The organism is Streptomyces sp. NPDC057638, from assembly GCF_042800315.1.
Lineage (GTDB): Bacteria > Actinomycetota > Actinomycetes > Streptomycetales > Streptomycetaceae > Streptomyces.
Window position 1 is genome coordinate 1 of sequence record NZ_JBHVHF010000253.1, and the last position, 12,167, is coordinate 12,167.

At 69.7% G+C, this 12,167-nt stretch carries 7 protein-coding genes; 3 read left to right on the plus strand and 4 right to left on the minus strand.

The window, feature by feature from the left end; genetic code table 11:
* Positions 1 to 41: 41 nt before the first annotated feature.
* The 4 genes from ACFVIM_RS26730 to ACFVIM_RS26745 all read right to left on the minus strand — a co-directional run bounded on the left by ACFVIM_RS26730 (position 42) and on the right by ACFVIM_RS26745 (position 5,306).
* A complete protein-coding gene (locus ACFVIM_RS26730; RefSeq protein ID WP_384306195.1) occupies positions 42 to 1,649 on the minus strand; it encodes an FAD-dependent oxidoreductase in 1,608 nt (535 codons plus the stop codon).
* A 15-nt stretch (positions 1,650 to 1,664) separates the two neighbouring features.
* Positions 1,665 to 3,191 (minus strand): glycerol kinase GlpK, encoded by a 1,527-nt coding sequence (gene glpK / locus ACFVIM_RS26735; protein WP_384306198.1) that lies wholly within the window; start codon positions 3,189 to 3,191, stop codon positions 1,665 to 1,667.
* Positions 3,192 to 3,290: 99 nt separating this feature from the next.
* On the minus strand, positions 3,291 to 4,076 hold the full coding sequence (locus ACFVIM_RS26740) for an MIP/aquaporin family protein (RefSeq protein WP_384306200.1): 786 nt from the start codon (positions 4,074 to 4,076) through the stop codon (positions 3,291 to 3,293).
* A gap of 465 nt (positions 4,077 to 4,541) precedes the next feature.
* On the minus strand, positions 4,542 to 5,306 hold the full coding sequence (locus tag ACFVIM_RS26745; RefSeq protein ID WP_384306203.1) for an IclR family transcriptional regulator: 765 nt from the start codon (positions 5,304 to 5,306) through the stop codon (positions 4,542 to 4,544).
* Between the two features lie 322 nt (positions 5,307 to 5,628).
* Between ACFVIM_RS26745 and metH the strand changes: the two genes are divergently transcribed.
* The 3 genes from metH to ACFVIM_RS26760 all read left to right on the plus strand — a co-directional run bounded on the left by metH (position 5,629) and on the right by ACFVIM_RS26760 (position 12,106).
* The gene (metH, locus tag ACFVIM_RS26750) at positions 5,629 to 9,153 is read left to right on the plus strand and encodes a methionine synthase (RefSeq protein ID WP_384306206.1); all 3,525 of its coding nucleotides are present in this window, start codon (positions 5,629 to 5,631) and stop codon (positions 9,151 to 9,153) included.
* 171 nt (positions 9,154 to 9,324) lie between these two features.
* The gene (locus ACFVIM_RS26755; RefSeq protein ID WP_384306209.1) at positions 9,325 to 10,026 is read left to right on the plus strand and encodes an HAD family hydrolase; all 702 of its coding nucleotides are present in this window, start codon (positions 9,325 to 9,327) and stop codon (positions 10,024 to 10,026) included.
* 493 nt (positions 10,027 to 10,519) lie between these two features.
* On the plus strand, positions 10,520 to 12,106 hold the full coding sequence (locus tag ACFVIM_RS26760; RefSeq protein ID WP_384306212.1) for an ABC transporter substrate-binding protein: 1,587 nt from the start codon (positions 10,520 to 10,522) through the stop codon (positions 12,104 to 12,106).
* The last annotated feature ends 61 nt before the right edge of the window (positions 12,107 to 12,167 follow it).

The window sequence follows — 12,167 nt, forward strand, 5'->3', positions numbered from 1 at the left end:
GGAGCCGCCCTCGTTCACGGGGTGGTCACCCCGGGGCCGTGTCAGCGCTCGCCGAGCATGCCCTCGACCTTGGCGCGGATCTCGTCCGTCGCCAGACCGCGGATGGTCAGCGTGGTACGGCGGCGCAGCACGTCGTCCGCCGTCTCGGCCCACTCGTGGTCGCGCGCGTACGCCACCTGCGCCCAGATCTCCGGGGCGTCGGGGTGGATGCGCTCGGCCAGCGCCGCGTCGTCGTTGGCCAGCCGGGCGATGTCGAAGGAGAGCGAGCCGTAGTGGGTCGCCAGGTGGCGGGCGGTGTCCGCCGCCATCCGGGGCCCGGGGGTGCCGCCGTCGACCAGCAGCCGGTGCGCGACCGCGTTGGGGTTGGCTATGCCCGGCAGCGGCAGCTTCTTCGGCAGCGCGGAGATGGGCTCCATGTCCTCGGCCAGCGGGTGGCCCGGCAGCGCGGCGAGCTTGTTCATCACCGTACGGCCGATATGGCGGAAGGTGGTCCACTTGCCGCCCGCGACGGAGAGCATCCCGCCCCGGCCCTCGCTGACCACGGTCTCCCGCTTGGCCTTCGAGGTGTCGCCGGGACCGCCGGGCAGCACCCGCAGACCGGCGAAGGAGTAGGTGATCAGATCGCGGGAGAGCTGCTGGTCACGGATGGAGTAGGCGGCCTCGTCCAGGATCTGGGCGGTGTCCTTCTCGGTGACCGTGACCTCGCCCGGGTCGCCCTCGAACTCCTCGTCGGTGGTGCCGAGCAGCAGCATGTCCTCCCAGGGGAGGGCGAAGGTGATCCGGTACTTGTCGATCGGGGTGGCCAGCGCGGCCTTCCACGGGGAGGTCCGCTTGAGCACCAGGTGGGCGCCCTTGGAGAGACGGATGGAGGGGGCCGCGTTGGGGTCCTCCATCCGGCGCAGGTGGTCCACCCAGGGGCCGGTGGCGTTGAGCACCAGCCGGGCGTCGACACCGAACTCGGTGCCGTCGGTGCGGTCCTTCAGCTCGGCACCGGTGACCCGGCCCTTGGTGAAGCGCAGCCCGGTGACCTCGGCGTGGTTGAGGACGGTGGCGCCCGCCTCGGCGGCGGCGCGGACCGTCATCAGCGCCATCCGGGCGTCGTTCATCTGGTCGTCGCCGTAGACCGCGACGGCCTTGAGGTTCTCGGTGCGCAGCTCGGGCACGTCACGCTGGGCCTTGGCCGCGCTGATGACATGGCCGACGCCGTCGCCGAAGGCGGAGAGTGCCGAGTAGGCGAAGACGCCCGCGCCGAGCTTCGCCGCGCCGTGCGGACCGCCCTTGTAGACGGGCAGGTAGAAGGTGAGCGGGTTGGAGAGGTGGGGGGCCACCTCCCGGGAGACCGCACGGCGCTCGAAGTGGTTCTCCGCGACGAGCTTCACGGCACCGGTCTGGAGGTAGCGCAGACCGCCGTGGAGCAGTTTGGAGGAGGCGGAGGAGGTGGCGCCGGCGAAGTCACCGGCGTCGACCAGAGCCACCCGCAGCCCGGACTGCGCGGCGTGCCAGGCGGTGGAGATGCCCAGGATGCCGCCGCCGATCACCAGAAGGTCATAGGTCGCCTTCGAGAGCTGCTCACGGGTCTCGGCACGGCTCGGGAGGGAACCGGAGGCCGGGTGCGTCCCCAGGGCGGGGAATCGCTGCAGGGTGGTCATGGTCGAAACTCCTCGTCAGTCTTCCTCGTCGAGCCAGCCCATGGTCCGCTCCACGGCCTTGAGCCAGTTCTTGTACTCGCGCTCACGCCGGTCGGCGTCCATGCGCGGGGTCCATTCCGCGGCCCGGCGCCAGTTGGCGCGGAGCGCGTCGGTGTCCGGCCAGAAGCCGACGGCCAGACCGGCGGCGTAGGCGGCGCCGAGGCAGGTGGTCTCGGCGACCATCGGGCGCACCACGGGTGCGTCCAGGACGTCGGCGAGCGTCTGCATCAGCAGGTTGTTGGAGGTCATACCGCCGTCGACCTTGAGCGAGGCCAGCTCCACGCCCGAGTCCTTGGTCATGGCGTCGCTGATCTCACGGGTCTGCCAGGCGGTGGCCTCCAGCACGGCACGGGCGATATGCGCCTTCGTGACGTAACGGGTCAGACCGGCGATCACGCCCCGGGCGTCCGGGCGCCAGTAGGGCGCGAAGAGGCCGGAGAAGGCGGGGACGACATAGGCGCCGCCGTTGTCCTCCACGGACAGGGCGAGCGTCTCGATCTCGGCCGCCGACTTGATCAGGCCCATCTGGTCGCGCATCCACTGCACCAGGGAGCCGGTGACCGCGATCGAGCCCTCCAGGGCGTAGACCGGGTCCTGGTCACCGATGCGGTAGCCGACGGTGGTGAGCAACCCGTTGTACGAGTTGACCGGGGTGCCACCGGTGTTCATGAGCATGAAGGTGCCGGTGCCGTACGTCGACTTGGCCTCGCCCTCGGCGAAGCAGGTCTGGCCGAAGAGGGCGGCCTGCTGGTCACCGAGGGCCGAGGCCACCGGGACGCCGTCGAGGGCGCCGCCCTTGGCGGTGCCGTAGACCTCGGCCGAGGAACGGATCTCCGGCAGCACGGTGGCCGGGATCTCCATGGAGGCGAGGATCTTGTCGTCCCACGCCATGCTGTGGAGATTCATCAGCAGGGTGCGGGAGGCGTTGGTGACGTCCGTGACGTGCACACCGCCGTCGACACCGCCGGTGAGGTTCCAGATGACCCAGGAGTCCATGGTGCCGAAGAGGATGTCGCCGCGCTCGGCGCGCTCGCGCAGACCCTCGACGTTGTCCAGCAGCCAGCGGACCTTCGGGCCGGCGAAGTAGCTGGCCAGCGGCAGACCGGTCTCCCTGCGGAAACGATCCTGCCCGACATTGCGGCCCAGCTCCCGACAGAGCGCGTCGGTCCGGGTGTCCTGCCAGACGATGGCGTTGTGGACCGGCTCGCCGGTGTTCCTGTCCCACAGCAGCGTGGTCTCGCGCTGGTTGGTGATGCCGATCGCCAGGACGTCGTCGCGGGTGATCTCCGCCTTGGCGAGCGCGCCCGCCAGCACCTCCTGGACATTGGTCCAGATCTCGGTGGCGTCGTGCTCCACCCAGCCCGGCTTCGGGAAGATCTGCTCGTGTTCCTTCTGGTCGACGGAGACGATCCGCCCGTCCTTGTCGAACACGATGCAGCGGCTGGACGTGGTGCCCTGGTCGATGGCCGCGATGAAGGGCCCGGTGTGGTGTGCGTCGGTCACGGTGTGCTCCTGCGGAATTCGGTGGGGATCGGGCTGTGCCTGCGCGGTGTACGTATGCGTACGCCCCAGGTTCGTCGGTCAGGGCTCATAGCGCACCGGTCAGACGAACGCGAGGTTGTAGATTCCGGCCGCCAGGGCACCGCCCGCGAGCGGTCCGACGACGGGAATCCAGGCGTAGCCCCAGTCCGATCCGCCCTTGTTGGGCAGCGGAAGCAGGGCGTGGACGATACGGGGGCCGAGGTCACGGGCCGGGTTGATGGCGTAGCCCGTGGGCCCGCCCAGCGAGAGACCGATACCGACGACCACCAGAGCGGTGATCAGCGCGCCCAGCGCGCCGAGACCCTTGCCCTCGGCGTTGAGACCCTGGGTGAGCACCGCGAGGACCAGGATCGCGGTGCCGAGGATCTCCGTGGCGAGGTTCTGCCAGACGACCCGGATCTCCGGGCCGGTGGAGAAGATGCCGAGGACCGGACCGGCCTTGGTGCCACCGTGCGGGCCCTCGATGGGCTTCTCGCTGGGGTCACCGACGATCTCGCGGTCCCGGAGGTGGGACATGAACTGCCCGTAGTACGCGACCACGACCAGCGCGGCGCCGATCATCGCGCCGAGCACCTGACCGGCCCAGTAGACGGGAACGTTCGACCAGGAATCGTCCTTGATCGCGATGCCGAGCGTGACCGCGGGGTTGAGATGGGCGCCGGAGAGGGCGCTGGTCATATAGACGGCCGTGAGCACGGCGAAGCCCCACCCGAAGGTGATGGCGAGCCAGCCCGCGCCGCGCGCCTTGGATTGCTTGAGGGTGACGGCGGCCACCACGCCACCGCCGAGCAGGATCAGCACGGCCGTGCCGATGATCTCGCCGATAAAGATGTCGGAGCTGGACACCGCGACTCCTTTGTCCTTCGTCCAGGGAAAGGCGGACCCCCGGGTCCAGCCGGTGATCCGCGCCCTCAAGGTGAGGGCGTTATCGGCCCTCGGCGCTGTCCACACTCTAACGCGTATTACCGGTAGATGTTCGACAATGCCGACCGATGAACGGCAGTTTTATCCCTGGTAAACACGGCGTCAAGGGCCGTGTGTCCGAAAACCGGATCGTTATCGATGATGCGCCAACCCACCCACCCCCGCGCCCTCTCCGGCACCCGCCCCCGTCCGGTAGCCGGCCCTGGGCCCCTACCGCCCGCCGGTCCCACCCGCTTGTGGGCACGGGTTCCGCAAGGCGATGGGGGTACCCCCGGCCGAAGGCTGGGGGAGGGTGGGAGCCGCCCGTCATGAGCGGGCGGCGCCCAGGGCACGGGGCTCCGCCACGGCAGCGCGCGGGCGGGCCCGTGCGGCGCGGCCCGCAGGGGGCTAGAAGCGGCCCGCGCCCAGGTCGCGTGAGACGGCCCGCGCGCACTCCCGCACCGCCGCCACCAGCTCCGACCGGAGCTCCCGTCCCTCACACACCCGCTCCACCGCCCCGGTGATCGCCACCGCCCCTACCGGCATCCGCCGCCGGTCGTGGATCGGCGCCGCCACCGCGGCCACGCCTTCCCAGGTCTCTTCGACGTCGGCGGCCCAGCCCCGGGCCCGGGTGTGGTCGAGTGCGGCCTCGAATTCGGCCAGTGCGGTGACGGTCCTGGGGGTGAACGCCTCCCGTTCGGCCTCGACGGCCTCGGTGTGCGCCACCGGGTCGTAGGCCGCCAGTACCTTGCCGAGCGCGGTGGAGTGCAGCGGCTGCATGGCCCCCACCTCCAGGACCTGGCGGCTGTCGTCGGGGCGGAAGACGTGGTGGACGACGAGGACTCCGTGCTGGTGCAGCACGCCGAGGTGGACGCTCTCCCCGCTGGAGCGGGCCAGGTCGTCGGTCCAGACCAGGGCGCGGGCCCGCAGTTCGTGGACGTCGAGGTAGCTGTTGCCGAGCCGCAGCAGTTCGGCGCCGAGCTGGTAGCGGCCGGAGGCGGGGTCCTGTTCCACGAAGCCCTCGGACTGGAGGGTGCGCAGGATGCCGTGGGCGGTGCCTTTGGCCAGGTCGAGCGAGGAGGCGATGTCCGACAGGCCCAGTCGGCGTTCTCCGCCCGCGAGCAGGCGCAGCATCGCCGCGGCACGCTCCAGTGACTGGATGTTCTTCGCCATCGGATCGGGCCCTCTCCACTACTGTTCGACAATGCTGAACACTATCGGTCCATGTCGACCTTGGTCACCGCTGAGTGAGTATCTCGCGGCCGTCCGGGGGAACAGAAGCCCGCGTGCGGGAGGACCGGAGTCCACCCACCCAAGGACCGCGGTCCACCCACCGTGCGCCGGCCGGGTGAGGACCCCTCGCGGACCCATTGTGATGTCCGTCCCCTGGGACGCCCACGCCCCCGCGCGCCCCGCCCGGCTACCCTGACTCCGTGCGTCCTTCCCGCCGAAGGGCGCAAAGCCGACAGCCGTCGCATCCCAGGGAGCGCATTCCATGGCCTCGTTGCCGACCCCCTCGCCTCTTTCCGCCGACGCCCGGAGCCGTATCGCGGCCCTCCGGGAAGCTCTGGCCTCCCGTGTCGTCGTCGCCGACGGGGCGATGGGCACGATGCTCCAGGCGCAGGACCCCTCACTGGAGGACTTCGAGGGGCTGGAGGGCTGCAACGAGGTCCTGAACATCACCCGCCCCGACATCGTGCGCTCGGTCCACGAGGCGTACTTCTCGGTGGGTGTGGACTGCGTCGAGACCAACACGTTCGGCGCGAACCTCGCGGCGCTGGGGGAGTACGACATCCCCGAGCGGGTGTTCGAGCTCTCCGAGGCCGGTGCCCGGGTGGCCCGCGAGGTCGCGGACGACTTCACCCGCTCCAGCGGCGACCAGCGCTGGGTGCTCGGGTCGATCGGGCCGGGGACGAAGCTGCCGACGCTGGGCCACACCTCGTACGGGCTGCTCCGTGACGCCTACCAGGCCAACGCCGAGGGACTGATCACCGGTGGCGCCGACGCGCTGCTGGTGGAGACGACACAGGACCTGCTCCAGACCAAGGCGTCGGTGGTCGGGGCCCGCAGGGCGCTGGAGCGGATGGGCGTCGACGCGCCACTGATCGTCTCGGTGACGGTCGAGACCACCGGCACGATGCTGCTGGGATCCGAGATCGGTGCCGCGCTCACCTCGCTGGAGCCGCTGGGCATCGACATGATCGGGCTGAACTGCGCCACCGGCCCGGCCGAGATGAGCGAGCATCTGCGCTATCTGGCCCGGCACGCCGGGGTGGCGCTCTCCTGTATGCCGAACGCGGGCCTGCCGGTGCTGACGAAGGACGGCGCGCACTATCCGCTGTCGGCGTCGGAGCTGGCGGACGCGCAGGAGACCTTCGTCCGTGAGTACGGGCTCTCCCTGGTCGGCGGCTGCTGCGGGACGACGCCCGAGCATCTGCGCCAGGTCGTGGAGCGGGTCCGGGGCGTGGTCCCGCCCACCCGTGAGATCCGGGAGGAGGCGGGCGCCGCCTCGCTCTACCAGTCGGTGCCGTTCCGTCAGGACACCTCGTACCTCGCGATCGGGGAGCGGACCAACGCCAACGGGTCGAAGAAGTTCCGCGAGGCCATGCTGGAGGCCCGCTGGGACGACTGTGTGGAGATGGCGCGGGACCAGATCCGCGAGGGCGCGCACATGCTGGACCTGTGCGTGGACTATGTGGGCCGGGACGGCGTCGCCGACATGCGGGAGCTGGCGGGACGGTTCGCCACCGCGTCGACCCTGCCGATCGTGCTGGACTCCACCGAGGTCCCGGTGTTGCGCGCGGGTCTGGAGTGTCTGGGCGGCCGGGCGGTCATCAACTCGGTGAACTACGAGGACGGGGACGGTCCCGACTCGCGGTTCGCCCAGGTGGCGGGCCTGGCACGGGAGCACGGCGCGGCACTGATCGCGCTCACCATCAACGAGGAGGGCCAGGCCCGTACCGTCGAGGACAAGGTCGCCATCGCGGAGCGGCTGATCGACGACCTGACCGGGCAGTGGGGGATGCGGGAGGCCGACCTCCTGATCGACCTGCTCACCTTCACCATCTGCACCGGGCAGGAGGAGTCCCGCGGGGACGGCATCGCGACCATCGAGGCCATCCGCGAGCTGAAGCGCCGCCATCCGAAGGTGCAGACCACCCTTGGTCTCTCCAATATCTCCTTCGGGCTCAACCCGGCCGCCCGGATCCTGCTGAACTCCGTCTTCCTGGACGAGTGCGTCAAGGCCGGACTGGACTCCGCGATCGTGCACGCCTCGAAGATCCTGCCGATCGCGCGGTTCACCGAGGAGCAGGTCGAGGTCGCGCTCGACCTCGTCTACGACCGCCGCCGTGAGGGCTATGACCCGCTCCAGAAGCTGATGGAGCTGTTCGAGGGCGTCAACACCACCGCGCTGAAGGCGGGCAAGACGCAGGAGCTGCTGGGGCTGCCGCTGGAGGAGCGGCTGCGGCGGCGGATCATCGACGGGGAGCGCAAGGGTCTCGAAGCGGACCTGGACGAGGCGCTCCAGGACCGCCCCGCCCTCGACATCGTCAACGACACCCTGCTGGAGGGCATGAAGGTCGTCGGAGAGCTGTTCGGCTCGGGCCAGATGCAGCTCCCGTTCGTGCTCCAGTCGGCCGAGGTGATGAAGAACGCGGTCGCCTATCTCGAACCGCATATGGAGAAGAGCGACGCGGAGGGCAAGGGCACCATCGTCCTGGCCACCGTCCGCGGGGACGTCCATGACATCGGCAAGAACCTCGTCGACATCATCCTCTCCAACAACGGCTACAACGTGGTCAACCTGGGCATCAAGCAGCCCGTCTCCGCGATCGTCGAGGCCGCCGAGGAGCACCGGGCCGATGTGATCGGCATGTCCGGGCTCCTAGTGAAGTCGACCGTCATCATGAAGGAGAACCTGGAGGAGCTGAACCAGCGCCGGCTCGCCGCCCGCTTCCCCGTCATCCTCGGCGGCGCCGCCCTCACCCGCGCCTATGTCGAGCAGGACCTCCACGCGATCTACGACGGCGAGGTCCGCTACGCCCGGGACGCCTTCGAGGGGCTGCGGCTGATGGACGCCCTGATCGCGGTCAAGCGCGGCACCCCCGGTGCCACCCTCCCCGAGCTCAAGCAGCGCCGGGTCCGCCCGGCGGCCACCGTCCAGCAGACCCAGCAGCCGGAACCGGAGGGTACGGTCCGCTCCGATGTCTCCACTGGCAACCCGGTCCCCACCCCGCCGTTCTGGGGCACCCGGGTGGTCAAGGGCATCCCGCTCAAGGACTACGCGACCTGGCTCGACGAGGACGCCCTCTTCAAGGGCCAGTGGGGCCTCAAGCAGAACCGGGCCGGCGACGGACCCAGCTACGAGGAGCTGGTGGAGAGCGAGGGGCGGCCCCGGCTGCGCGGTCTGCTCGACCGGCTCCACACCGACAACATGCTCCAGGCCGCCGTCGTCTACGGCTACTTCCCCTGTGTCTCCAAGGGCGATGACCTGATCCTCCTCAACGAGGACGGCACCGAGCGCACCCGCTTCACCTTCCCGCGCCAGCGCCGTGGCCGCAGGCTCTGCCTCGCCGACTTCTTCCGCCCCGAGGAGTCGGGCGAGAAGGACGTCGTCGGCCTCCAGGTCGTCACCGTCGGCTCCCGTATCGGCGAGAAGACCGCCGAACTCTTCAGTGCCAACGCCTACCGCGACTACCTCGAACTCCACGGGCTCTCCGTCCAGCTCGCCGAGGCGCTCGCCGAGTACTGGCACGCCCGGGTCCGCGCCGAACTCGGTTACGGGGGCGAGGATCCCGCCGACGTACGGGACATGTTCGCCCTCAAGTACCGGGGCGCCCGCTTCTCTCTGGGCTATGGGGCCTGCCCCGATCTGGAGGACCGGGCCAAGATCGCCGACCTGCTCCAGCCGGAACGGATCGGCGTCCATCTCTCGGAGGAGTTCCAGCTCCACCCGGAGCAGTCCACCGACGCCATCGTCATCCACCATCCGGAGGCGAAGTACTTCAACGCGCGCTGACGCCCGGTGGACGAGGGATTACCGGCCCGGTAACCCCTCGTCCGTCCGGCCGAGGCATGTGCCAGTGACACGTCGTACACTGGTCGGTCCACCGCGGGCCGGTCGCTGCTCCGCACGGGGAAGCCGTGCGGACCGGGGACCGGCCTTCTCGTCCCTCCCGGAGGTGTGCCGATGACCAGCACGGTCCCCGCGTCCCTGACCCGTTCGGCGGAACGTTCCGCCCTTCAGGCGGTCCTCCTCGACATGGACGGAACCCTGGTGGACACCGAGGGCTTCTGGTGGGACGCCGAGCGTGATGTCTTCGCCGAGCTGGGTCACCAGCTGGACGAGGCATGGCGCGATGTCGTCGTCGGCGGCCCGATGAGCCGCAGCGCGGGATATCTCATCGAGGCGACCGGCGCGGACATCACGCTGCCCGAGCTGACCGTGCTGCTCAACGACCGCTTCGAGGACCGCATCGGCCGGGATGTCCCCCTGATGCCGGGCGCCGAGCGGCTGCTCGCCGAGCTGGCCGCCCACGGGGTGCCCACCGCGCTGGTCTCCGCCTCCCACCGGAGGATCATCGACCGGGTCCTGCTCTCCCTCGGCCCGGCGAACTTCGCCCTCTCCGTCGCGGGCGACGAGGTCACCCGGACCAAGCCGCATCCCGATCCCTATCTCCTCGCCGCCCGCGAGCTCGGTGCGGAGCCCGCGAGATGCGCTGTCATCGAGGACACCGCCACCGGTGTGGCCTCGGCCGAGGCGGCGGGGTGCCGGGTGGTCGCGGTCCCCTCCATCGCCCCCATCGCCCCCGCCGAGGGCCGGATCGTCGTGGGTTCGCTGGAGCACGTCGACCTCGCCTTTCTCCGGGAGCTGGTGGCGCCGGGGGCGTGAGCGACGGGCACGTTCCGTACCGTCCCGACCACGCTGGAGGAAACATTCCGGTGCGAGGACCCGCCGCCCGCCGCGCATAGCCGTTCCGCAGGAATCCTCCGAATGTTTTCCGGCGTGACGTTCGTCACCGTGACCCGCCCGATGGGCGGGGTTCCGTACTCTCCGGGCATTCCCCTCCGGTCCGGAAGATGTGACCTTGTGTCCGGATTGGTGGAGGAGTTTACGAATCATTCCGAGCACTGATCATCTACTCAGCGACAGAGGCGCTCACTCAGCGAACACAGGCCCGGAAACACCGGGTCCGGCCCACTCGGCGCCGCCGACTAATCTCGTCGCGAGTCTTCGCCGCACCGTGACGCGCCCCAGGCGGATCGTGCGCCTCCACCGTCCCGGCCGGGCCGGCTTACGGGCCGTCCGGACAACCCCGACGGGTGAGGGGCGAAGCCTCCCCGAGACCGCTGTATCCCAGTGCCGGATGAGGAGAACGTCCAGGATGAACCGTAAGACTCTGGTGCTGCCCGCCGTGGTGGGCCTGCTCGCGCCGGTGCTCGCCGCGTGCGGTAGCTCCGAGGGCGACGGCGCGGACGGGGGCTCCCTGGTCGTCGGTATGACGGATCAGCTGATCGCGAGCAAGGACTCGCCCGCGCCCCTGGACCCGGCGTACGCCTATGACACGGGCTCCTGGAACGTGCTGCGGCAGACCCTCCAGACCCTGATGCACGCCCCGCGCGGCGGCGGTTCCCCCGTCCCGGAGGCGGCCCAGTCCTGCGAGTTCACGGACAAGGCGTCCCAGAGCTTCCGCTGCACCCTGCGTGAGGGGCTGAAGTTCTCCGACGGCTCCGCGCTCACCGCCGGCGATGTGAAGTTCTCCATCGAGCGGCTGCTGAAGATCAACGACGACAACGGCGCCGCCGCGCTGCTCTCCAATGTCGACACCATCGACACCAAGGGCGACCGCGAGATCGTCTTCCATCTGGCCACGCCCGACGCCACCTTCCCGTTCAAGCTCGCCACCCCGGCGGCGGCCATCGTCAGCGAGAAGAAGTACAAGGCGGGCAAGCTCCGTGACGGCCTTGAGGTGGACGGCTCCGGCCCGTACACCATGAAGTCCGAGGCGAAGGGCGGCCGGGTCAGCAAGATCACCTTCAGTAAGAACAAGTCCTACAAGGGCGATGTCAAGCTCCAGAACTCCAAGGTCGAGCTGAGGATCTTCGACAGCGCCGAGGCGATGGGCAAGGCCCTGGAGAAGGGCGACATCCAGGTCGCCACCCGGGAGCTGGGCTCCGAGCAGGTCCAGAAGATGCTGGACAAGCCGAACAAGGACATCGAGCTCACCGAGCTGCCGGGCCTGTTCATCCAGTACCTGACCTTCAACACCGAGCACCCCTCGGTCAAGGACAAGGCCGTACGCCAGGCCATGGCCGCGCTGCTCGACCGCGGTCAGATCGCCAGCGAGGTCTACAACTCCACCACCGAGCCGCTGTACTCGCTCATCCCGTCCAGCATCGGCGGCCACAAGAACGCCTTCTACGACAAGTACGGCGAGCCCAGCGTCACCAAGGCCGAGTGGATCCTGCGCGAGGCGGGCGTCAAGACCCCGGTGAAGCTCAGCCTCCACTACGCCACCGACCGGTACACCCCCAAGGAGTACGAGGTCATCCGGGACCAGCTCAACCGCTCCGCCCTCTTCTCCGTCACCGTCAAGGGCACCGACTGGAACAAGTTCCGCGAGGCGAGCAAGAAGGGCGAGTACCCGGTCTACGGCCTCGGCTGGGTCCCCGACTTCCCGGACCCGGACAACTACATCGCGCCGTTCCTGGAGAAGGAGAACTTCATGAACTCGCCGTATGTGAACAACCAGGCCCTCCGGCTGATCGACGAGTCGCGCCGCAAGGCCGACCGCTCCTCCGCCGACGCCGCCTTCGGGAAGATCCAGGAGATCGTCGCGGAGGATGTGCCGATCCTGCCGCTGTGGCAGGGCAAGCAGTACGTGGCCGCCCGCAAGGGCGTCACCGGAGTGGAGCGCCTCCTCAACGGCTCCTCCGACCTCCAGCTCTGGGAGCTGGGCCAGGGCAAGTAGCCCCGGGTGGCGGCTCCGTGCGAGCCGCCGGACAGACGTCAGCGGCGGCGGGCCTCAGGCC

Bases quoted from the DNA above. Each gene is read 5' to 3' on its own strand.
- ACFVIM_RS26730 (WP_384306195.1), bottom strand. From the start codon at position 1,649: ATGACCACCCTGCAGCGATTCCCCGCCCTGGGGACGCACCCGGCCTCC.
- ACFVIM_RS26745 (WP_384306203.1), bottom strand. From the start codon at position 5,306: ATGGCGAAGAACATCCAGTCACTGGAGCGTGCCGCGGCGATGCTGCGC.
- metH (WP_384306206.1), top strand. From the start codon at position 5,629: ATGGCCTCGTTGCCGACCCCCTCGCCTCTTTCCGCCGACGCCCGGAGC.
- ACFVIM_RS26755 (WP_384306209.1), top strand. From the start codon at position 9,325: ATGACCAGCACGGTCCCCGCGTCCCTGACCCGTTCGGCGGAACGTTCC.
- ACFVIM_RS26760 (WP_384306212.1), top strand. From the start codon at position 10,520: ATGAACCGTAAGACTCTGGTGCTGCCCGCCGTGGTGGGCCTGCTCGCG.